Here is a 22,088-nt window from a genome sequence, read left to right on the forward strand (position 1 = left end):
GGGCGTTCGGACCAACAATGCGGTCAAATAGATGGAGATATGTCGCAGATACAGTTCTGCGGTCCAGTGTTCGGCGTTCCGACGCGCCCTAACCTCCGGTGGCTGACAGACGGCACGCAGCTCATCAAGCCTCGGGCGGCTCGGACGTGTTGCTCGCTCGATCACTGACCACCAGCTACCAGGCGATGTCCTGTCGCGCGGCCCGCATCCGTTGTCTCTCCGGAGCCGCGCAGGCGCCCTCGGATGAAACCAGCAGCCCACGGGAAGTGAATTGTCGGGAGGACCTTGGCAAGCAATCCACGTTCCTTGGGACTGAGGTCAGGCATGGTTAGTGCGGTGTATCCGACCAACATCGCGTAGGCGACCGGGGCTAGCCGAAATAAACCCAAAAGTGCCTTCGCCGGAAGCGGTATCTGCCCCAGTGGCGCGAGCCACGAAGCACATCCAAGAGCCGAAGCAAGTAGGGCTACCGGAGGGACCAGGTGCCGGAACGATTTTCCTTCGGAATATCGGCGCGCCAACTCACCGCGCCAAACCCCGGAGGCATAGCTCTGAGCTGCGAGAGAGCGGAAGTCCTCCCTCGGGTAATAGACGGTGCTTAGTTCCGGATCAAACCAAACCACATGGCCCGCCTTGCGGATGCGCAGGCAGAACTCCCAGTCCTGCCCCCTCCACAACGACTCGTCGTAGTAGCCAATCTCATCGAATATGGAGCGACGGAAGATTCCCAGATAAGCCGATTCGGCCTGACCTTCAGATGCTCCCGAATGGTAGGGGGCCCCACCCATGCCGTAGCGGGAGTTGTAGGCAGCCGCCACTGCTCGTTGCAGGGGGTTTCGTCCCCGGGCATTCATCAGCCCACCGACATCAGCGGCATCCGTCCGCATCAAGGTGGCAACCCCATGTTTCGTGTATTCGGGGTCGAGTATGCTGTGGGCATCGACCCGGATGACCACCGGATTCCGGGACGCCCGTATCGCCAGATTCAAACCAATCGGAGTATGTGACTGCGGATTGTGAACGAACCGCACCCGAGCATCTCGGGCTGCCATGGCCTCCACGATCGCCGTCGTGTCATCGGTGCTCGGCCCCAAAGCGAGAATAATCTCCTTCCCTCCGGAGTATTGCTGGCCGAGAATGCTGGCAACGGCCTCGCGGATATAGTTCGCCTCGTTGAGCACAGGCATCACATAGGACACTTCCGGAGTTGGAGCAGCGTCGATCATTTCCGCCATTCCCGGTAAGCAGCGATAACCTCCGCCGGTTCCCCATCCATCTCAAGCTTTCCTTGGTTGATCCATAGCGCCCTGTTGCAGGTGTCCTTAATCGATTTCATTGAGTGGGAGACGTGGAAAACAGTGCCCGCATTTTCGCGAATCGCGCGGATCTTCGCTTCACTGCGCCGGTGGAAACGTGCGTCCCCTACCGCAAGTGCCTCGTCAACAATGAGAATGTCGTGCTGTTTGGCTGCCGCAATGGCAAATTTCAGTCTCGCAGACATCCCGGACGAGTAGGTCCGCATCGGCAGATCGATGAAGTCCTCCAACTCTGCGAATGTAATGATCTCTTCGCGCAGTTCCTCGATTTCCTGGCGGGAGAATCCGAGGGCGAGGCCGCCCAAAGTGATGTTCTTGTCTCCTGACAAGTCGGGCATCAGCGCAGCTCCGATGCCCAACAAATTTGGACGTGACGAGGCGTAAACGGCGCCCTGTGACGGCGGGGTAAGCCCGACAAGGGCACGCATCAACGTGGACTTTCCTGATCCGTTGGGGCCGATGATGCCGATGGACTCGTTTTGGTAGGCAGCAAACGAAACCCCCCTCAGTGCCTCCACTGAACGCAACCCACGGACCGGCGTCGACATCAACCGTCTTAGCCCGGCCTTTCCAGCTTTCTTTCCGCTGGAGAATACTTTGTAGGTGACATGTAGGTCATCGACCACGACTACCGGTTGACGCCCCTGTGCGTCCGGTTTGATCAGGTCAGCGTCGGGCTGCGACCCACCATCGACCTTGTCGGAGCGCTCGGGTTCGCCGATGTCGATTCGATCAGCGGCCAGACGTCGCTGATCATGCCGGTGAGGTCCGCGTCCAACTGGCCCGGCAGGGGACACTTCGGACAGCACGTTAGGCCTCGAACGGCGTTTCGTGCCGGGGTCCACCGGAGAGACAGATCCTGGCATGCCCGACGTTCCGCCGCTCGGCTTGCCCAGTTCATCGAAACTAGATGTCCCGGCCATAACGCTCCTCTGCGGTCCAAAAGAATACGACTCCGAAAGCGGATATGGCCACGGCCCAAACGGACATTACGATCCATGCGTGAACGGAGGGCATCGTCACTGAATCCAGAATGGCACCCCGAGCAATCTGAAGGGCTTGATACAACGGGTGGTAGTCGAATATTTTTATCATCCACGGCATTTTGTCCAAGATGCGATCAACGCTGAACAGCACTCCCGAGGTGTAGAAGAGAAGTCGGGTGAAGATCGGCAGCAAGTGCGTCAAGTCACGAATATGAACGGTCAGTCGGGCAGCAACCAACGCGACGCCGACATTGAAGACCGTCAGGATCGCCACCAACGGAAAAATAAGCAACCAGGACAGCGCCGGCGTCTCCCCCAGGATCATCACATAAATGAACATCACCCCGAGCATCGGCATCAGAGTCAGTAGCTGCTCCATCACCGTTGACAGGGGAAGCGTTATGCGGGGGAAAGAAAGTGACTGGACCAGCGACTGGTTACCCGTAATCGACTTCGCGCCTTGGTTCATCGACGCCGTGAAGAACTGGAACAGGAAGACCCCGATGACCACAAAAGAAGCGAAGTTCGGAGGACGCCTGTCACCTTGCAGTAGACCGAAAATCGCTCCATACATCAGGGCGTTCATGGTGGGCTGGAAGATAATCCATAGCATGCCCAGCCGATTCCGCTGATTACTGGCCTGGATACGACTGCGTGCCATCTCGAACGCAAAGTCCCTGCGTTCCCACGCCTGACGCAAATACGAAAAGAAGGGAGCACGGGCACCGACCCGGTGCAGGGTCGTCGGCGCGTCCTCTGGGACCACTGTCATTGATGCTTTCCTCAAAGTTTGACTGAGCCACGGCCCGCGGAAGGCGCCGTGAACTCTCCGATTCTACGTGACCAGGGACGGTTCCCCGGGACCTACTGGCTTTCCGAAGGCGCTGCAGAGGAGCTCGCTGCACCACTCTCGGATTCAGTTTCGGCGAAATAGCTATCCATCTCGTCGCTCTGGAGTGCCTTGCCCACGCTGTCTATCGCATCCTGATCCTTGAGGACGATTGACTGTCCATCTGCCGATGTCGAGGTTCCCGACGTCGGTAGTGTGAAAAGATGCACATCCTCGGATCTCATACTCTTCAGCTGAAGTCCCAGACCTGCCGCAGTTGAAGCATCAAAACCATCGTCCAAGGACACATAGGGAGAGACCTTGTCGATCACTTTATAGAGCGTCGACGGGTTCCTCAACGTCTCAGCCCGCAGCATTTTATCCAACACGGCTTTGAGGAACTTCTGTTGGTTGCGCACCCGCTGGTAGTCCCCGTCGACAAAGGACTTACGCTCTCGAACGAAGCGCAAGGCCCGATCGCCTTGGAGGTTGATCTTCCCGACGGGGTAAAAGTAGTCGGTGTCGTTGGCCGTGAACTCGATGTCATTGTTAACGGTCACTCCGCCCAGCGCCGTGGTCAAATCACGGAATCCCTGGAAATCAACGACCGCCACATGGTCGATCTTGGTGTTGAAGAGTCCCTCGAAAGTCTGCACCACCAGGGGCACCCCACCAAAGGCCATGGCCGCATTGATCTTGTGGTTTCCATGCCCTGGGATTTCGACCCAGGTGTCTCGCAACACCGACATGACGTAGATGCCCTGACGATCCGCGGGAACGTGCACCACCATCATCGTGTCGGCTCGCTGTCCGGTCCCTCCATCATCCAGAACATCGTCCGGAGCTTGGTTGGCACCGCCGTGATCCGCTCCCATCAGGAGAATGTTCATCGACCCGTCCCCGGGATCCTTGACGGGACGCAATGATTCATCGGGAAACGCCGACCCCAGCTCCGGGGTCTTGCCATCAAAAGTATTCGCCAGCGTAAACAGGTAGCCACCGGCGACCAGAGCAGCAACGACAACCAGAGATACTGCCGTGAGGATCACCGCGCGAACGGGGTGCTTCTTTCGCGGTGCCACGTGTCGGGGTCGGTATCCCGGACTCGGCGTCGTGTCGTTCAAGTATTCTCCCATGTGGACAGATTCATGCTGAGGCATCCAGCGGTGCCATGGCAAAGCCCTACCCAACTACTCGATCAGTTAGGGCGGGAACCAGTTTAACGCGGTCGTCTGTACGTCCGCTGGAAAACCATGCTCAGGGAAGTCTAGCCTTTGTGGTCATCGGAACTGTTCAACCCGGCCACGAACTCCTGCAGCCACGGCACCAGCTTCTTGCCGATATCTTCGCGCTCAGCTGCGAGGGAGATCACAGCTTGGATATAGCTGAGCTTATCGCCGGTGTCATACCGGCGGCCTCGGAAGACGACAGCGTGCACTCCCCCGCCGGGTGCTCCTGAAGCAGCCAGTTCCTGCAGAGCATCAGTCAACTGGATTTCGTTGCCCCGCCCTGGCTCGGTACGTTCGAGTACTTCAAAGACTGCAGGGTGAAGGACGTAGCGGCCGATGACTGCCAAATTCGATGGGGCTTCCTCAGGCTTTGGCTTTTCCACCAGCCGATTGACTTTAACAAAGCCTTCACCCTCGACTGCGGTCACGTCGGCGCAACCATATGCACCGATCTGGTCTGGTTCAACTTCCATCACGGCGATGACCGAGCCACCGGTTTGTTGTTGGACCTTGATCATTTCGCTCAGTAGATCATCACGTTCGTCGATGAGGTCGTCACCCAAGAGAACGGCGAAAGGGTCATCGCCCACATGTAGTTTGGCGCACAGAACGGCGTGCCCTAGGCCCTGGGGATCTCCCTGGCGAATGTAGTGGATCTCTCCGAGGTCAGTCGCCTCTTGGATCAACGCGAGCTTCTCGGTGTCGCCCTTCTCCGTCAAGACCTGCTCAAGATTAGGGACCCGGTCAAAATGATCTTCAAGGGCTCGTTTACTGCGTCCAGTGATCATCAAAACGTCGTCCAAGCCTGCCTTCGCTGCCTCGGCGACGACATATTGGATGGCTGGTTTATCGACAACGGGGAGCATTTCCTTGGGCATCGCTTTGGTAGCCGGCAAGAAACGGGTCCCCAAGCCCGCCGCCGGAATCACTGCCTTGGTGATGCGCTTCGCTTCAGTCATACTCCGACTTTACAAGACCTCGAGGGTTTCGGGTTGCAAGCTCTAACGACCATGGCGAAAACGGTTAACGACCGAGCGTGGAAGGTATTCGTCCACGTCACCGCCTAGGGCTTGGACTTCTTTGATCAGGCTTGAGGACAAATGCGCGTATCTGTTGTCTGCGGAGAGGAAAACCGTCTCAACACCTGTCAGGTGCCGATTCATGGCAGCCATCGGAACCTCGTACTGATAGTCCACGACGGAACGCAGGCCCTTGACGATGGCGTCGGCACCCACCTCGCGACAAAATCCTGCCAGCAGCCCGTCCCCCATCGGCACGACGCTGATGCCGGCAAGCCCAGAGACTGTTTCACGCGCCATGGCGATCCGCTCCTCCTCGTCAAAGCGGTACTTTTTGGAGTAGTTCGTCGACACGGCCACCACGACCTCGTCGAAGAGACTACTGGCGCGGGCAATGATTTCCACATGGCCCTTATGAATGGGATCAAACGATCCGGGGCAGACGGCGCGACGCATACGTGCAATCTATCAATTGGAGGCGTCCATGGCCTGCAATAGTCGTCATGTTGGCCGCGTCCTTGCCATACTGGGTCCATGTCCCACAGCTTTCCCTGGCAACGTGCCGCCCATGGCGCAAATCTCCTCGGCCCAGACGGCCACCTGGCAGCGACCATTTTCGAAGAGATCACTGTCCTGGCGCGAAAACACGAAGCCGTCAATCTCGGTCAAGGCTTCCCCGACACGGACGGGCCCGACTTCATGGCCGAAGCCGCTGCACATAATATTCGGTCAGGTCAGAACCAATATGCACCGGGTCCGGGTATTCCGGAGCTCCGAGAAGCCATTGCAGAACACCAACTACACTTCTACGGGATTTCGCCCGATCCGGCGGACGGCGTCGTAGTTACTACCGGAGCTACTGAAGCGATTGCTGCGTCGGTCCTCGCTCTGGTCAACCCGGGAGACGAAGTTCTCACCTTCGAGCCCTTCTACGACTCCTACGGGGCGACCATCGCCTTAGCCGGAGGTATCCACCGAACGGTTCCGCTGCGTGTTCCTGATTTCCAGCCAGACCCGGCAGATCTTGAACGCGCCATCACCGCTAAAACGCGGATGATTCTGCTCAATAATCCGCATAATCCGACGGGGACTGTCTTCACGCGCGAAGTCCTCGAACAGATCGTCCAGCTCGCTGAACGCCACGACGTGCTGATCGTGTCCGACGAAGTTTACGAGCACCTGACCTTCGGCTGTCAGCACATTCCCGTGGCCTCCATCGATGGCGCTTGGAAACGGACGATCAGCATTTCATCGGCTGGCAAGACTTTTTCCTTTACCGGGTGGAAAGTCGGATGGGCGAGTGGACCAGCCGACTTGATTGCTGCAGTCCGCACGGTCAAGCAGTTCCTTTCCTACAGTTCGGGTCCGGCCTACCAGCCCGCCGTGGCCGAGGCGCTCCGGCTTCCCGACGAATACTTCGCGAATTTTGCGACAAATTTGGCAGAACGCGGCACGTTCCTGGCCGACGGCTTGGAGAACGCTGGCATGGGAGTGTATCGCCCTTCAGGCACGTACTTCGTCGTCGCCGATGTGGCACCCCTGGGAATCGACGACGCCGCGGACTTGGCGCGGCGGATGCCTGAAATCGTTGGGGTTGCCGGGATTCCCCTGTCGGTCTTCTGTCACCAGGAGGGTGCCGCTGCCACACGTACGTTGATCCGTTTCGCCTTCTGCAAGCGGCCCGATGTCCTCGCCGAGGCGACGAAACGGCTGAGTCGGCTGCGCGAAGTCATCAAGCGATGAACGCACCACACCACAAGACCCATCGCCGCTGGCTGTCCGGCGTCGGTCAACACGCGGAGCTCATTCCCGACACGTGGATTCCCGGCGCGTGGGTCCTCTCGATCGGCGACGCCGAGCAATCCCACGTCAATCCTGCGGCTCCCCAGGAAATCTTCTACGAGTACCTCCGCAGAACTGCCAACCATCTGGATCTACTCGGCTCCCCTGGTACACCGTTGAAGGTTCTGCACTTGGGTGCAGGGGCCCTCACCTTGGCTCGCTACCTCGCCGCGACACGGCCCGGCAGCACGCAGCTTGCCGTTGATTCAGAGCGGGAGCTCTTGGACTTCGTCACCGAGGTCCTGCCGCTACCCGCCGAGACGAACCTTCAACTGATCATCGCTGATGCACGTGATGTTGTCGCTGGGAAGCTTGCCGGGGAAACCTTCGACGCCGTCATTCTGGATATTTTTGCCGGAGACGACGCTCCGGAACACTTGCGTGCGGATGAATTCCATCGAGAAATCCGACGATTATTGACCCCTGCGGGGATTTCATTGGTCAATGTCGGGGACGATCCGCCCTTTGCCTTCATCCGCCAACAGATCCGCGCCATGGAAGAGACCTACCGGCAGGTCACCGTCGCTGCTCCCCAGGATCTATTCGAGCTCCGGGCCCCGGGAAATTTCATCCTCATGGGAACGGATACCGCATGGGACGGCTCTCGGCTAGACGACTTGCGTGGCATGGGCCCCCACCCCGGCAGTGTCCTTTCAGGCGTCGATCTTGACGACCTCCGCAAACCATAGGGTCGTCTCCCCGTATTTTTTCGTCGACAGTCCGGCCAGCTCCGCCGGCCACGAAGGTTCAGGGGAACGTGAGGAACGTTCCAGGACCACCAACGCCCCCTCGTTCAAGACAGGCACCAACGCCAGGAGCGTGGCCGAGAGCTCGGCGTCAGTCAGAGGGTAGGGCGGGTCCATGAAGACCAGGTCCCAGCCACGCCCCGACTCGGTTTCCGCAGCCAGGAACGTTTTGACAGACCCGCGCCGGGCGGCGACAACTTCGCGGCGCAGGTGTTTGTTGACCAACGCGGCATTGGCTTGGCACACCGCCAAAGCCTTGGGAGCTTGTTCAACGAGCACTACTGCTCGAGCTCCCCGACTGGCTGCCTCAACGCCGAGTGCGCCGGAGCCAGCATAGAGGTCCAGAACACGAGCGCCGTCGAGTTCGTCCTGGCTTTCCAACCTCGAGAAGAGTGCTTCCTTCACACGATCGGTCGTCGGTCGAGTAGCGTCACCCGGTACGGAGGTGAGGCCAAGTCCCCCGGCTGCACCGGCAATAACACGTCCCATATGCGGTTAACCCCGTTCCAGAAAAGCTTGCATGTCATCATCCACCCAGCTGTGCACCAGTTGGCGCAGTCCCGGGTGCGCGGCGAGCCCTCCGATGCTTTCAACGATTTTTTCGGCATCAGTTCGGGCTGCCGTGATGATCTTCCGGTCACGGACGACCCGGAGGATCTTCAGGGTGTTCTGTGTTCCCGACTGTCTGGCCCCCAGCACGTCTCCCTCGCGGCGCTCGGCCAAATCAACTTCGGCCAGCTCAAAACCGTCGGTGGTTTTGGCCACGGCTGCGAGTCGTTGCAAGGAAGGGTGCTCCTGGGGCAGCCATGACGCCAAGAGACAGGTCCCTGGCAGGCCGCCACGGCCAACGCGTCCGCGCAGCTGGTGCAACTGCGACACACCGAAGGAGTCGGCATCAAGGATCACCATGGCGGTGGCATTGGGGACATCGACGCCTACTTCGATGACCGTCGTGGAGATCAGGATTCCGGTCTCCCCCGATTCGAATCCCGACATGGCGGCTGCCTTCTCTTCGGTCGTCATCCGACCGTGCAGCGTATCGATGCCTACCCCGATGAAAAGCGGCATGTTTGCCACACGTTGGTACATCTCCTCAACGGTAGCCTTCGGCGGTGCCGGCAGACCGGGCAGATTAGCGCCTTCAGATCCTGTGTCCGAACCCATAGCTTCGGAGCCGTTCGGCCCCGGAGCCATGCCGTCTTCGGTCGCCTGTTCGGAGATGCGCGGGCACACCAAATAGACTTGGTGTCCCTGATCAACCTCTTCTCGCATGAGGACAAACATTCGGTCGCGGTAGCGTTCGTCATGGAGGTCAACGACATAGGTACTGGTCGGGGCCCGGCCGGCCGGCAATTCCGACAACGTACTGATCTCCAGGTCCCCAAAGACCGTGATCGCGACGGTTCGCGGGATAGGTGTTGCCGTCATGACCAACATATGGGGTTGAATGCTGCCCTTGGCTCGCAGGGTATCTCGTTGTTCGACGCCAAACCGATGTTGTTCGTCGACAACAACGAATCCCAGTTCGGCAAAGATCACGTTTTCCGAAAGCAATGCGTGGGTGCCAATGAGGATTCCGGTCTCCCCGGAGGCAACGCTCAGCAGGACTTCCTTGCGCTGTGCGGCGGGCATGGACCCAGTGAGCAGATCCACGCGTGTCCCGTTCGGATGCCCGTCTAGCTGCCCTGCACGTCCTAGTGGACCCAGCATCCGGGAGATGGACGCATAGTGCTGCTGCGCCAGGACCTCTGTCGGTGCCATCAACGCCGTTTGGGCACCGGCATCGATCACCTGGAGCATGGCCCGCAACGCCACGACGGTCTTACCTGACCCGACCTCTCCCTGGAGCAGACGGTTCATCGGTCGTTGACGCGCCAGATCCGCTGAAATTTCCAACCCAGCCCGGATCTGGCCTTCGGTGAGCGTGAACGGCAGAGCTGCTTCGAAGGCATTGAGTATCCCGTCGACTCCCCCGACCCGAGCGGTCGCTGGCTGTCGGAAGCGGTGCGCCCGGCGCTCAGCCAAGGCCAGCTGGAGCACCAATGCCTCGTCGTATCGGAAGCGTTTCTTCGCCGCTTCACCATGGGCGACCGTATCCGGCGCGTGGACCGCATGCAGGGCTCGTGCGAGCTCGGGAAGGCGGTGTTGCTCGCGGAGTGATTCGGGCAGCGGATCCGGGTAAGTGGTCGATGAGACGCCAGCCAACACCAGGTCCATCATGCCCCGCAGTGCCTGGCTACTAACAGCAGCGGTCGCCGGGTAGATGGGGATCGGCCGGGCTTCGGCGTCCTCTGCGGTTTCCAGGAGTGCGTATTCGGGTTGGGCCAGTTGAAGTGTCTGCCGGTAGGCACCGACTTTTCCACTGAACATGGCCACGGTTCCGTGGGTGAGTTCCTTGGCCGCCTTGTACCCGTTGAAGAAGGTCATGTTGAGTCGGCCCTGCGTATCGCCGAGTTCGTCCTCGACGGCCACTTGGAGCAGCATGCCTTTGCGTCGCTGCATTCTGCGTTGCTCCGAGGAGACGACCCGGGCCACCACGGTCACGGTTTCACCGAACGGCAGTTCGTCGATACGCGTCAGTTCACCCACGTCGAGATAACGTCGGGGGAAGTGGTGGAGCAGTTCCCCACAGGTTTCAAGGTGAAAGGCCTTGGCCACTGCGTCGGCTGCTCGACTTCCAATTGCCGAGCGCAACGGTGTTTCCGGGCCGAAGGACGTTGAGTCAGCCACTGTGGGTACACAAGTCCGTAATAGAAACGTTGACCGGTTCACCGGCCTCACGGATGGCTTCCAGCGCGTCTTCTGCAGCAGGAACATGGACGTGGACACGCCAGCGATAAGCTTCGTTGGGACCATTGACCGCGCTCATGATGACCGAGTTGCCGAGCGAGTCGAGCCGGGCACGCAGGGTGGCAGCTTCCAAGGCTCCCAACGTGATCGTGCACATCACTTCGACGCCTTCCTCAGTTGAGGACGTGGCATGAATGTGGGGATCCTGGATCCCGTACCCGTGTAACGGGGTATAGCGCGATTCCTCAGGTTCTTCACCCGTCAGCGCTGCACACAGCGTATCGAGGACCAGCAGCATGCCCACGGCTCCGGCATCTACCACCTTGGCTTTGGTCAGCGCCCCGAGCTGGTCTTCAGTACAGACCACGGATTGGATCGTTACTTCCTGCACGGCAGTCAGAACCTCGCGCAGGTTTGCTCGACTGGACGGATCGGCAGTCGACTGTGCCACCGCGCTACTTGCCGCCCGAGCCGCGGACTCCGCCACGGAGAGCATGGTCCCCGGAACCGGGTCGCTGAGCGCGGACCATGCCCGGACCCTTCCACGTTCCAGGGCGGCGGCGAGCAAGGGGCCGGTCAATCGTGGCTGTCCCAGCAGCGGTTCTGAAAAACCGATCAGGAACACCGAAAGCAGTGTGCCTGAATTACCGCGCGCCGATTCCATTCCGGCTCGACCTGCCGTCGCCAGATACTCGCCGAGGTCCTCTGATTCCAATACCGACACCGCGTCGTGGGCAGTCCGCGCGGTCAGGTAAAGATTGGAGCCGGTATCCCCATCAGCAACCGGAAAGATATTGATAGCGTCCAGCCGGTCGCTATGGTTGGCCAAGGCCCCGACCATCGATTCGAGCCAGGTGGCTGCTGCGGGCACCCCTGAAGCGATCTTGGCGGTCATGTTCGTTCCCCTTACGGGTTGCTTAGAGTCCGTGTGACTGGACGAATTCGCCGACTTTGTCATCCTTGAGTGCGGCGGCGAGTTCATCGATCGCCGCGTCGTCAGGGACGACGATTGACTGGCCGTCGTTGGACCAACCAGTGCCCTTATTCGGCAGTGTGAAGAAGTGCATGTCACCACTTCGCACACGAGCCAGAGAGGCGCCCAATTTACCAACCTCGACAGCGCCGAATTCATCGTCGACGGCGATATATGGCGAGATTTCATCGACCACATCGGTCATCTTGGCCGGGTTGGCCAACGTTTTCGGAGTCAACACCTTCCCCACGACAGCCTTGATAAAGGTCTGTTGGTTCTTCACTCGCTGGTAGTCGCCATCCTTGAACGACTTTCGCTCGCGGACAAAGGCCAAGGCCTTATCTCCTTCGAGATGTGTCTGTCCTTGAGTGAAGTCATAGTGCCCGTACCCTGACGTGAAATTCGATGGGACGTTGACATCGACACCACCTATCGCCTCGGTGAGCCCCTTGAAGCCTTCCATATCAATGGAAGCCACATGGTCAATACGCGTATCCAAAAGAGTTTCCAGCGTCTGGACCGCCAGCGGGACCCCACCGTAGGAGAAGGCTGCGTTAATTTTGTGGCTGCCCTTCCCCGGAATCGGCACCCAGGTATCGCGCATAATCGAGGTGACGAAAACGTTCTTCCGGTCTGCCGGTACGTGGATCAGCATGATGGTGTCAGATCTGCCGGCATTGGGGACACCCTTGAGGTTCTCCGAGTCACCAGATCCGCCTCCAGAGTCGCTGCCCAAGAGCAGAATGTTGGAGGCCCCATTGGCCGACTTCTCAGGGCGGACTGAGTCCGAAGGGAAAGCCGACTCGATTTTTGCGCTGTGCGAATCGAAGTTCTTGGCGAGCATGAAGACGTATCCACCGGCGACCAGGGCGGCAATCACGACCAGTGACAAGAGAGTGATGATGGTCGCTCGTACCGGGTGCTTCTTCTTATGTTCGGGTTCACCGAACGCCAAATCCATGTTCTCTTGGGACATGTCAGCCTTTCATCGCCGTGGTTGCCGTTTCATCTTAGCCGTGGCACCACGGGTTAGAGTGGAGGTGTGCGTTTGCCTGTTGATTTATTTGTTCAGCGCCGGGCCCTCCCGGCGGTCGTTGTCCTTCTCGCGGGCCTATCATTGGCAGGATGTGCCAGTCCCGCTACCGTGCAGCCGGCCGATGACGCAGCGAATCCACTCTGCGCTGACATGATGGTCGCCATGCCGGATGAGCTGGCCGGCTACGAGCTCCGACCCACGACCAGTCAAGCAACGGCAGTCTGGGGGGACCCTGCGAAAATCATCCTGCGGTGCGGCGTCAATGTTCCGGGCCCGACGACGGATCAGTGTGCCGGCGTGAACGGTGTGGACTGGGTGACCAAGGAGGGTGAGGTCGCGTGGACGTTGACTACCTATGGCCGGACCCCCGCTACCGAGGTCCTTTTCAACCCGGATGAAGTGCCTTCCAGTTCCGTGCTGTCCCAGCTTGGATCCGCCGCCGAGCGTATTCCCGCTCAAGGAGGGTGCAGCACCCAAGACACCTCCGAGGACCTGCCGTAGGTTCCCGAAGGGAGCCACCGGGTGCTAGCGGAGACCGGTTTTTCGGTTCACTGCCAACCAGATCAGTTCGTCGACGAGTTCCACGTAGCCGATTCCGGTTTCCCCCCAAATACGCGGGTACATGCTCACCGGGGTGAAGCCGGGCATGGTGTTGATCTCGTTGATGATCCAGCGGCCATCATCGGTGTAGAAGAAGTCGACCCGGGCCAGGCCTTCACCAGCGATCGCGTCGAACGCGATGGAGGCCTGTTCCCTGATGATCGAGATCTGGTCTTCAGGTAGAGCGGCCGGGCAGGTGAGCTCCGCGGCTCCCCCGTCCACGTATTTGGCGTTGAAATCGTAGAAGGTATCGGCCCCGGCCGTGACCTCGATCTCTCCGGGCAATGAGGTCCGCGGCGCGTCGGAGCCGCGTCCTTCCAGAACACCGCATTCGATTTCACGGCCGGCAATGCCCTGTTCAATGATGACCTTCGGATCGTGCTCGCGCGCCGCGTCGATGGCATCGACGAGTCCGGCTTCGTCGGAGACGCGGCTCACGCCGACCGACGAGCCTGCGCGCGCAGGTTTCACGAACAGGGGGAAGTCGAGGCGCGAAAGCCGACTTAGGCACGCTTGCCGGTCCCTCTGCCATTCCTTATCGGTGATGACCTCGTAGGGGCCGACTTCCAGTCCGGCTGCCTCGAAGACGAGTTTGGCGAAGTGCTTATCCATCCCGATGGCGCTGGCGGCAACGCCAGAACCCACATACGAAACGTCGGCCATTTCCAGTAGCCCCTGGACCGTGCCGTCTTCACCGAAGGATCCGTGCAGCACGGGGAAGACGACGTCGACTCCACCGAGGCTGCGCATGGCCCCGGAATCGCTATGTCCAATGAGTTCGGTCGCCTCATTGGTATGGGAGAACTGCAGGGACTCTCCACTGGGTTTGATTTCCGGAGCGATGCCGGAGGAGAGTGACCAAGACTCCGGGTCAGCTTCTTCAATAGTCCACTGTCCCTGACGGGTGATACCGATAGGAACGACCTGGTATTTCTCAGGGTCCAGAACCCGGAGGATCCCGGCAGCAGTCACGCAGCTCACGGAGTGCTCCGGCGACCTGCCGCCGAAGAGCAGCGCGATCCTTGTTTTTTTGCTGTTGGTCGCGCTCATGAGCCTTCTCCCTCGGATTTCAGTTCCCGCCCCAGCAGGCGTTCGGCCATCGCTGAAACGGTGAGTTTTCCTTCGAGGACCATGACCACGGCCTCGGTGATCGGCATTTCCACGTGGACGTTTCGGCCCAGGTCCAGCACGGCACGGGCTGATTTGATGCCCTCGGCAGTCTGCGTCATCGTGTCGTTGACTTCCTCGAGCGTGAGTCCGTTGCCGAGATGTCGACCTGCCGTGCGGTTGCGTGAGAGCGGGGAGGAGCAGGTTGCCACGAGGTCACCCAGACCTGCCAAGCCCGACATGGTCTCCAATTTTCCGCCAATGGCCAGAGCCAACCGCGTGGTTTCGGCCAGCCCACGGGTGATGACTGAGGCTTTGGTGTTGTCCCCCATGCCACGGCCGTCGCAGATACCTACGGCTAAGGCAATGACGTTCTTCACGATGCCGCCAATTTCTACGCCGATGAGGTCGGTATTGGTGTACGGACGGAAGTAGTCCGGAGAGCAGGCATTGGCGATCCATGCTGCCGTGTCACCATCCGGGCAGGCCACCACCGAGGCGGTTGGTTCTTCACGGGCAATTTCCATGGCCAGGTTCGGGCCGGAAACGACGGCAATTTCGTCCTGGTTTCGGCCGAGTTCTTCCGCGATGACTTCCGTCATCCGTGAGTCGGTCCCCCGTTCGAGGCCCTTCATCAAGGACACGATGACCGCACCGGCAGGGATGAGGCCTACGACTTTTCGTAGCTGTTCGCGCAGCTGTTGGGCTGGCACCGCCAGCACCACCATGTCGGCACCGGCTAGGACGGCACCGGCATCCGCAGAGGCAGTGATATTGGACGGAAGGACGGTTTCCTTCAGGTACGTCGAGTTCGTATGCCGCGAGGTGATTTCCTCGGCAACCTCAGCACGGCGGGCCCATAACTGGACCGTGGTTCCGTCGTCGGCGCAGGAGTCTGCCAGGACCTTGGCAAAGGTTGTTCCCCAACTTCCGGCTCCGAGGACGGCAATCTTCTGCGGTGCTGGCCTCATGCTGCCCCTCCTGGTCGGTCGTCTTCGTTGCGGTTTTTGTTTTCGGTGTTCATTCGTCCGGTCGCCGTCTGCCCATGCGCAGCCGGGTCCCATGGTTTCTCTGGTGGCTGCTCGCCGCGGAGCTCGCCCACCCCCGCCGATAAGGCGGCAATAATGCGCTGTGTCGCCTGGTCCAAAACCGTGCGAGTCATCGGTTGGTCTCGTAGATCGTCGAGGTCCACGGGCTGGGTGGCTCTGACGTACACGCGCTTTCTTGGGAAGATGCTCAACGACTTGCCGTAACGGGGCAGGACCTTTTGCGCGCCCCAATGTGCGATCGGTACCACCGGCGCCCCGGTCTGCAACGCGAGCCGGGCCGCACCCGTGCGTCCACGCATGGGCCATTCCTCGGGATCCCGAGTCAGGGATCCTTCGGGATAGATGATGATCACGTCCCCAGCGTCGAGTACTTCCTTCGCAATGGCTAATGATCCGCTGGCACCCGTAGTCGCACGGGACACCGGCACCTGATGGGAGGCCCGCAGGGCAGCACCCAGAAGCGGAACCTTGAAGAGCGAATCTTTCGTCAGATAACGCGGCAGGCGACCTTGGTTGTAGAAGGCATGGCCCACCACTACCGGGTCGATCTCCGTGACGTGGTTCGGGCAAGCGATGAAGCCCGCTGCCGGCAGGTTATCGAAACCGATCCACGTTTTGGCCATCAGCACGTTCATCAGGGGCCTGGCAATTCCAGCCAAGATCCCGAAGACCAGTCGCTGTCCGCGTTCCTCCTTCACCGGGACCTAAACGGTTTCTACGGATCTGCTGGTTTCACTGATCTCGACCTGCGCGCCCAGTCCCAAGAGCTTGTCCAGGAAATGCTCGTACCCGCGGTTGATCAGCTCGATCCCGGTCACGTGACTGGTGCCGTCGGCGGCCAGGGCTGCAATCAGGTGGGAGAACCCTCCCCGCAGGTCGGGGATGTCGATATCGCGGCCCACCAGCTGGGCCGGACCGGTGATCACCGCCGAGTGCTTGAAGTTCCGCTGTCCGAAGCGGCAGGGAACCGCGCCGAGGCATTCTCGGTGCAACTGAATGGTCGCTCCCATGCGCACCAGGGCGTCGGTGAAGCCAAAGCGGTTTTCATAGACCGTCTCGTGGACGATCGACACGCCATGGGCCTGGGTCAGGGCCACCACGAGGGGCTGCTGCCAATCAGTCATGAACCCGGGGTGGACATCGGTTTCCAAGACCAGCGGCTTCAGTTCCCCACCGGGGTGGAAGAAGCGAATGCCGTCGTCGTGCACCTCGAAGTCGCCACCGATCTTGCGATAAGTGTTCAGGAAGGAGGTCAGATCCTGTTGGACCGCTCCCTCGACGTAGATGTCCCCTCCCGTTGCCAGCGCCGCGGAGGCCCAGGAGGCACCCTCGTTGCGGTCGGAGAGAGCGCGATGGTTGTAGCCATGGAGCTCGGCGACACCTTCGATGTGAATGACGCGGTCCGTCTGCACCGTGATGATGGCTCCCATCTTCTGCAAGAGGGCAATCAGGTCCATGATTTCGGGCTCGACGGCGGCCCCCGAGAGTTCGGTGATGCCTTCGGCCCGGACCGCGGTGAGCAGGACCTGCTCGGTGGCACCGACGCTGGGGTAGGGCAGTTCGACCTTGGCTCCCTTGAGGCCGTGGGGGGCGCTGATCGAAATACCGTTGGCACGCTTATCGACGACGGCGCCGAAATGACGCAGGACGTCGAGATGGAAATCGATGGGGCGGTCCCCGATCCGGCAGCCCCCGAGATCGGGGATGAAGGCCTCACCAATGCTGTGGATCAGCGGTCCGCAGAAGAGGATCGGAATCCGCGAGTCCCCGGCATGGGCATCGATTTCATTGGAGGGGGCGGTTTTGGCCCGCAGCGGGTCAAGGGTGAGGTCCCCGGATTCAGGGTCCTTTTCGACCGTGACACCGTGGATCTGCAACAGACTCGTGACGACGTCGACGTCCTTGATCTCGGGAACATTGCGCAGCACCGAGGGGGTGTTCCCCAAGAGGGAAGCCACCATCGCCTTCGGAACGAGATTCTTGGCCCCCCTGACCTTTACTCTCCCCTGAAGCGGGACGCCGCCGTGGATCGTCAGGACCTTGCCCATGTATCAAAACCTCACACTTGTATGGTTCTTCGAGTTCTCCGAAGGTTCCCGGTAAGCATACAGCCACCACCCCTGCAGGCCCGTGAATGCGTGGCGGTTCGGCGTGCGCGATTCGCTGTCGGCAGAAGTGGGGACCGACTCCGCTCAGGAGTGCTTCGCGGGCAGCGTCCTCGGCTTCCAGCTGGGCCGGGTCTGCTCATAGGCGGTGATCTCCGGTTCCTGCTGCAAGGTCAGCCCAATGTCGTCCAGACCCTCCATGAGACGCCAGCGGGTGTAGTCGTCGATCTCGAAGGGTGCAACGATCGATCCGCAGCTGACGGTGCGCGATGCGAGGTCAACGGTGACCTGGGTCCCCGGGTGGTTGTCGAGTTCCTTCCAGATGAGCTCGATATCGCCCTGGTCGACCTGGGCGGCAACGAGGCCTTGTTTCCCTGAGTTGCCGCGGAAGATGTCGCCGAACCGAGAGGAGAGGACGGCGCGGAATCCGTAGTCCTTCAGGGCCCAGACGGCATGTTCGCGGGAGGACCCGGTACCGAAGTCCGGGCCGGCCACCAGGACGGAGCCGTGGGAGAAGGGGTCCTGGTTCAGCACGAACTCGGGATCCTTGCGCCAGCGGGCGAACAGGGCGTCATCGAAGCCGGTGCGGGTGATCCGCTTCAGGTACACGGCGGGAATGATCTGGTCGGTGTCGATATCCGACTGGCGCAGCGGGACGCCGATGCCGGTATGTGTGGTGATCTTTTCCATATCTGCTTCCTTAGGCTGCGCTGGCGGCTGCGCCGTCGGCTGGTTCCAGGTCCGAGGGCGAGCTCAGGGTTCCGCGGATGGCGGTGGCTGCCGCGACGAGCGGGGAGACCAGGTGGGTGCGCCCGCCCTTGCCCTGACGGCCTTCGAAGTTCCGGTTGGACGTCGAGGCACAGCGTTCGCCTTCGGCCAGCTGGTCGGGGTTCATGCCCAGGCACATGGAACAGCCGGCGAAGCGCCATTCGGCACCAAAGTCCTTGAAGACCTGGTCCAGTCCTTCGGCTTCGGCTTCGAGGCGGACGCGTGCGGAGCCGGGGACCACGATCATGCGGATGTCGGGATCCTTTTCCCGGCCGCTGATGATATTGGCTGCCGAGCGCAGGTCTTCCATGCGGGAGTTGGTGCAGGATCCCAGGAACACGGTGTCGACCCGGATGTCTTTCATCGGTGTGCCGGCCGCCAGGTCCATGTAGGTCAGAGCCCGTTCGCAGGCGGCGCGGGCGTTCTCGTCCTCGAAGTCTTCGGGAGCCGGGACCGATTCGGAGAGGGAAACGCCTTGGCCGGGGTTGGTCCCCCAGGTGACGAAGGGTTCCAGGTCATCTGCGTTGACGGTGACCTCGGCGTCGAACCGGGCGTCATCGTCGGTGCGCAGCGTCCGCCAGTAGTCGACCGCGGCGTCCCAGTCGTCGCCCTGTGGGGCGTGCGGGCGGCCTTCGAGGTAGTCGAAGGTGATCTGGTCGGGGGCGACCATGCCAGCGCGGGCTCCCGCTTCAATCGACATATTGCAGATCGTCATGCGGGCTTCCATGGACAGTGCACGGATGGCCGAGCCACGGTATTCCAACACGTACCCTTGGCCCCCGCCGGTCCCGATCTTGGCGATGACGGCCAAAATGATGTCCTTGGAGGTCACCCCGGTGCGCAGGGTTCCCTCGACGTTGATGGCCATCGTCTTGAAGGGTTTCAGCGACAGGGTCTGGGTGGCCATCACGTGTTCGACTTCGGAAGTCCCGATGCCGAAGGCCAACGCGCCGAAGGCTCCGTGGGTGGAGGTGTGGGAGTCCCCGCACACCACGGTGACGCCGGGCTGGGTCAGGCCCAGCTGCGGTCCAACGACATGGACGATCCCTTGTTCCTGATCCCCAAGCGAATGCAGCCGCACGCCGTACTCGGCGCAGTTCGAGCGCAACGTCTCGATCTGGGTCCTGGAGGTCGGATCCGCAATCGGCTTATGGATCTCCAGCGTCGGAGTGTTGTGGTCCTCGGTGGCAATGGTCAGATCAGGCCGGCGCAACGGCCGACCGGCCAGCCGCAGCCCTTCGAAAGCCTGCGGCGACGTCACTTCGTGAATCAGGTGCAGATCAATGTAGATGAGGTCCGGACGGCGTGCCGAGCCTTCTCCGCCACCTTCTTGGACCACATGTGCGTTCCAGACCTTTTCGGCCAGCGTCTTCGGCGTGATGGTGGCCGTGGACCGTTCCTGTTCAGACATTGGGTTCCTCCTGGATTCTTCCCTTAGATCTAGGACACCACCAGCGGCACTCCACGCGCTAGCAGAATAGCGTGCATCTCAAATGGTGAGACGCTAGTATCAATAGATGGACACTTCTAGCGGGGTCGGCGTCATCGACAAGGCAGCTCTGGTTCTCGATTCACTCGAGGCTGGACCCATCAGTTTGGCTCAATTGGTTGCGGCCACCGGACTCTCACGCCCCACCGTCCACAGGTTGGCCCAGGCGTTGGTCCACCATCGGCTGGCGGGCAAGGACATCCACGGCCGGTTCATGCTCGGCAGCCGCTTGGTGGAACTGGCATCCGCCGCTGGCGAGGATCGCCTCATCGCCGCTGCCGGCCCACTCCTGGTCCAGCTCCGCGATGCCACCGGTGAAAGTTCGCAGGTATTCCGCCGTCAGGGTGAAAACCGAGTCTGTGTTGCCTCAGCCGAACGCCCCGTCGGGTTGCGCGACACCATTCCCGTGGGCACCCAACTGTCCATGAAGGCCGGTTCGGCGGCCCAAGTCCTGCTGGCGTGGGAAGACCACGAGAGACTGCTGCATGGGCTCAACCAAGCGCGGTTCTCCCCCACCATTCTCGCGGGTGTGCGGCGGCGAGGATGGGCCCAGTCCCTGGGCGAACGCGAACAAGGCGTGGCTTCCGTCTCGGCACCGGTGCGCGGCCCCTCGGGCCGGGTCATCGCCGCCGTGTCGATCTCCGGTCCTATCGAACGTCTCGGCCGTCAACCGGGCAAGGCTCATTCGGAAATCGTGTGCCGGATGGCCGCCCAGCTCAGCGAGGCGCTGAAGAAGCCGACCGCCTAAATCAGCTCGCCTCCTCCTGTCCGCTGAAATGGTCGAATCCGGGGGAGGAATCCCCCGCGGACCCGGAAGGGTACGGCGCGTCATCCAGCGAGATGCGTTGCCGTACGTCCTGGTCACCACTTTCGCGGCCCACCCTGCCCACGCGCATGAATCCCGAAGGCAGTGCTGCATCTGGGGGAAACGTTGCCAGCAACCCGTGGTCCTCTCCCCCGGAGAGAACCCATTTCAAGGGTTCCTGTTCCATGAGTTCCGCGGCGGCCCCGAGATCTATGCCTTCGCGTTCCATGGATCCGATGATGGCCCGTAGTGAGGTGGATTCAAAGTCAATGGACGCCCCGCTGGCTTCGGCCAGTCGTCCGGCGTCACGGGCCAACCCGTCGGAGATGTCCATCGCCGCGGTTGCTCCAGCCGCTGCCGCCCGGGGTCCCGCGGATAAGGGAGGGCGTGGCCGGAGCTGTCGTTCAACCAGAGTTGCGCACGACGGATCGAGAGCGGTGAAGTCATGCTCGGACTCCAAAAGGGCCAGCCCGGCGGCAGCGGCGCCCAGAACTCCGGAGACTGCCACGATGTCTCCCGGACGGGCCCCGCTCCGCAGCAGCGCAGGGCCGGGAATCGACCCGGTCAAGGCGGCCGTGATCGACAGTTCACTGCCCGAGCTCAAGTCCCCACCAGCTAGTGCGCATTGGTCGGCGCCGAGTTCCCTGACCGCTGCCGAGAAACCGTCGGCGATTCCCTCGACCCACGCCACGGGTGTCTCCGGGGGAAGCGTCAGGGAGATGACTGCGGCCGTCGCTACACCCCCCATGGCGTTGATGTCTGAGAGGTTCTGCGCCGCGGATTTCCATCCGACCTCGTATCCGCTGCTTTGGTAGCCGTTGCGCCAGTTCAGGCGGAAGTCCTGATCCTGGACGAGGGTATCGATGGTGAAGACGAAGCGCCCTCCCGGGGCGCCGATGATGGCCGCATCGTCCCCTGGCCCCAGCAGCATGCTCGCTCCGCGCAGACGCGGCAGGATCCGTTTCAGGACACCCGATTCACCGAGTCCGGCCACCGTGACTTCCTGATCCGATGTTTTAGCCACGGGCCCTCCGAACTGCGGAACTGAAGGAGTTGAAACGCCTGACTTCCTCGCTCACCGGTTCCACGATCGAGTTCTGCGCCACGTGGGCGATAGAGGCCTTCAGTTTCTTGCCCGCTGCCCGCGCTCTCCCGGAGGCAGCGGCCCGAGCCAGGAGGCCGGTTGCGAGCCCGAGGACAATACCCAGCAGCACTCCCCCGGCCAGCATCAAGGTCGGGACGGGAAGGCCTTCAACCCGGGGGGCTGGCGGAGCGTCGAACTGCAGATATCCCATGACCGCCAACACGGCCAACCATCCAGCTCCGGAGAGGGCAACGGCCAACGCCGCCCATTGGACCACGGAAACGACCGGCCACCACCAGGACCCACGTCCAGCCG

The 22,088-nt window shown here is 61.1% G+C and carries 21 protein-coding genes and 1 pseudogene; 4 read left to right on the top strand and 18 right to left on the bottom strand.

What is annotated here, in order from left to right; genetic code table 11:
* Positions 1–161: 161 nt before the first annotated feature.
* The 6 genes from ACT3UE_RS08765 to coaD all read right to left on the bottom strand — a co-directional run bounded on the left by ACT3UE_RS08765 (position 162) and on the right by coaD (position 5,835).
* Positions 162–1,235: a glycosyltransferase family 2 protein gene (locus ACT3UE_RS08765; RefSeq protein WP_444566565.1), complete on the bottom strand. Its 1,074-nt coding sequence runs from the start codon at positions 1,233–1,235 to the stop codon at positions 162–164.
* The gene (locus tag ACT3UE_RS08770; protein ID WP_444566566.1) at positions 1,223–2,239 is read right to left on the bottom strand and encodes an ABC transporter ATP-binding protein; all 1,017 of its coding nucleotides are present in this window, start codon (positions 2,237–2,239) and stop codon (positions 1,223–1,225) included. The genes ACT3UE_RS08765 and ACT3UE_RS08770 overlap by 13 nt, the downstream gene beginning before the upstream one ends.
* The gene (locus ACT3UE_RS08775) at positions 2,223–3,074 is read right to left on the bottom strand and encodes an ABC transporter permease (protein WP_444566567.1); all 852 of its coding nucleotides are present in this window, start codon (positions 3,072–3,074) and stop codon (positions 2,223–2,225) included. Before ACT3UE_RS08775 ends, ACT3UE_RS08770 begins: the two co-directional genes overlap by 17 nt.
* Positions 3,075–3,166: 92 nt before the next feature.
* Positions 3,167–4,180 (bottom strand): LCP family protein, encoded by a 1,014-nt coding sequence (locus ACT3UE_RS08780; RefSeq protein WP_444566568.1) that lies wholly within the window; start codon positions 4,178–4,180, stop codon positions 3,167–3,169.
* A gap of 218 nt (positions 4,181–4,398) precedes the next feature.
* Entirely contained in the window at positions 4,399–5,319 is a 921-nt protein-coding gene (galU, locus tag ACT3UE_RS08785; protein WP_444566569.1) for a UTP--glucose-1-phosphate uridylyltransferase GalU, read from the bottom strand.
* Positions 5,320–5,361: 42 nt separating this feature from the next.
* Positions 5,362–5,835, bottom strand: a complete 474-nt coding sequence (coaD, locus tag ACT3UE_RS08790) for a pantetheine-phosphate adenylyltransferase (RefSeq protein WP_443390287.1) — start codon at positions 5,833–5,835, stop codon at positions 5,362–5,364.
* A 78-nt stretch (positions 5,836–5,913) separates the two neighbouring features.
* Between coaD and ACT3UE_RS08795 the strand changes: the two genes are divergently transcribed.
* Both ACT3UE_RS08795 and ACT3UE_RS08800 read left to right on the top strand, forming a co-directional pair.
* Positions 5,914–7,122: an aminotransferase class I/II-fold pyridoxal phosphate-dependent enzyme gene (locus ACT3UE_RS08795; protein WP_444566570.1), complete on the top strand. Its 1,209-nt coding sequence runs from the start codon at positions 5,914–5,916 to the stop codon at positions 7,120–7,122.
* Positions 7,119–7,910: a spermidine synthase gene (locus ACT3UE_RS08800; RefSeq protein ID WP_444566571.1), complete on the top strand. Its 792-nt coding sequence runs from the start codon at positions 7,119–7,121 to the stop codon at positions 7,908–7,910. The genes ACT3UE_RS08795 and ACT3UE_RS08800 overlap by 4 nt, the downstream gene beginning before the upstream one ends.
* On the opposite strand, the gene rsmD is transcribed toward ACT3UE_RS08800, so the two are convergent.
* Genes rsmD through ACT3UE_RS08820 form a run of 4 tightly spaced genes read right to left on the bottom strand, consistent with a single transcriptional unit; the run spans position 7,875 to position 12,706 of the window.
* The gene (gene rsmD / locus ACT3UE_RS08805) at positions 7,875–8,456 is read right to left on the bottom strand and encodes a 16S rRNA (guanine(966)-N(2))-methyltransferase RsmD (RefSeq protein WP_444566572.1); all 582 of its coding nucleotides are present in this window, start codon (positions 8,454–8,456) and stop codon (positions 7,875–7,877) included. The genes ACT3UE_RS08800 and rsmD overlap by 36 nt on opposite strands.
* Before the next feature lie 6 nt (positions 8,457–8,462).
* Positions 8,463–10,697 carry an ATP-dependent DNA helicase RecG gene (gene recG / locus ACT3UE_RS08810; RefSeq protein ID WP_444566573.1) on the bottom strand — a complete coding sequence of 745 codons (2,235 nt, stop codon included), beginning with the start codon at positions 10,695–10,697 and terminating at the stop codon, positions 8,463–8,465.
* The gene (locus ACT3UE_RS08815) at positions 10,690–11,652 is read right to left on the bottom strand and encodes a DAK2 domain-containing protein (protein ID WP_444566574.1); all 963 of its coding nucleotides are present in this window, start codon (positions 11,650–11,652) and stop codon (positions 10,690–10,692) included. The genes recG and ACT3UE_RS08815 overlap by 8 nt, the downstream gene beginning before the upstream one ends.
* Before the next feature lie 22 nt (positions 11,653–11,674).
* Positions 11,675–12,706 carry an LCP family protein gene (locus ACT3UE_RS08820; protein WP_443359056.1) on the bottom strand — a complete coding sequence of 344 codons (1,032 nt, stop codon included), beginning with the start codon at positions 12,704–12,706 and terminating at the stop codon, positions 11,675–11,677.
* Positions 12,707–12,772: 66 nt separating this feature from the next.
* On the opposite strand from ACT3UE_RS08820, the gene ACT3UE_RS08825 reads away from it, so the two are divergent.
* Positions 12,773–13,267, top strand: coding sequence for a DUF3515 family protein (locus tag ACT3UE_RS08825; protein ID WP_444566575.1), 495 nt, complete (start codon positions 12,773–12,775; stop codon positions 13,265–13,267).
* Between the two features lie 24 nt (positions 13,268–13,291).
* On the opposite strand, the gene ACT3UE_RS08830 is transcribed toward ACT3UE_RS08825, so the two are convergent.
* The 6 genes from ACT3UE_RS08830 to leuC form a co-directional block, all read right to left on the bottom strand.
* Positions 13,292–14,416: a D-alanine--D-alanine ligase family protein gene (locus ACT3UE_RS08830; RefSeq protein WP_444566576.1), complete on the bottom strand. Its 1,125-nt coding sequence runs from the start codon at positions 14,414–14,416 to the stop codon at positions 13,292–13,294.
* On the bottom strand, positions 14,413–15,444 hold the full coding sequence (locus ACT3UE_RS08835) for an NAD(P)H-dependent glycerol-3-phosphate dehydrogenase (RefSeq protein WP_443384098.1): 1,032 nt from the start codon (positions 15,442–15,444) through the stop codon (positions 14,413–14,415). The genes ACT3UE_RS08830 and ACT3UE_RS08835 overlap by 4 nt, the downstream gene beginning before the upstream one ends.
* Positions 15,441–16,220 (bottom strand): lysophospholipid acyltransferase family protein, encoded by a 780-nt coding sequence (locus ACT3UE_RS08840; protein ID WP_444566577.1) that lies wholly within the window; start codon positions 16,218–16,220, stop codon positions 15,441–15,443. Before ACT3UE_RS08840 ends, ACT3UE_RS08835 begins: the two co-directional genes overlap by 4 nt.
* A gap of 6 nt (positions 16,221–16,226) precedes the next feature.
* Positions 16,227–17,570 (bottom strand): UDP-N-acetylglucosamine 1-carboxyvinyltransferase, encoded by a 1,344-nt coding sequence (murA, locus tag ACT3UE_RS08845; protein ID WP_443347920.1) that lies wholly within the window; start codon positions 17,568–17,570, stop codon positions 16,227–16,229.
* 144 nt (positions 17,571–17,714) lie between these two features.
* Entirely contained in the window at positions 17,715–18,317 is a 603-nt protein-coding gene (gene leuD / locus ACT3UE_RS08850; protein ID WP_443428004.1) for a 3-isopropylmalate dehydratase small subunit, read from the bottom strand.
* Between the two features lie 10 nt (positions 18,318–18,327).
* Positions 18,328–19,806: a 3-isopropylmalate dehydratase large subunit gene (gene leuC / locus ACT3UE_RS08855; protein ID WP_444566578.1), complete on the bottom strand. Its 1,479-nt coding sequence runs from the start codon at positions 19,804–19,806 to the stop codon at positions 18,328–18,330.
* A 106-nt stretch (positions 19,807–19,912) separates the two neighbouring features.
* On the opposite strand from leuC, the gene ACT3UE_RS08860 reads away from it, so the two are divergent.
* Complete coding sequence (locus ACT3UE_RS08860) at positions 19,913–20,632, top strand: IclR family transcriptional regulator (protein ID WP_086998657.1); 720 nt, start codon at positions 19,913–19,915, stop codon at positions 20,630–20,632.
* A gap of 1 nt (position 20,633) precedes the next feature.
* Here ACT3UE_RS08860 and thiL read toward each other — a convergent pair whose 3' ends face one another.
* Complete coding sequence (gene thiL / locus ACT3UE_RS08865) at positions 20,634–21,713, bottom strand: thiamine-phosphate kinase (RefSeq protein ID WP_444566579.1); 1,080 nt, start codon at positions 21,711–21,713, stop codon at positions 20,634–20,636.
* Positions 21,706–22,088: pseudogene (locus ACT3UE_RS08870) on the bottom strand (ABC transporter); the annotation flags it as partial. The gene thiL and the pseudogene ACT3UE_RS08870, both read right to left, overlap by 8 nt.

It is taken from the genome of Arthrobacter sp. 179 (genome assembly GCF_052379645.1).
Taxonomy (GTDB): domain Bacteria; phylum Actinomycetota; class Actinomycetes; order Actinomycetales; family Micrococcaceae; genus Arthrobacter_H.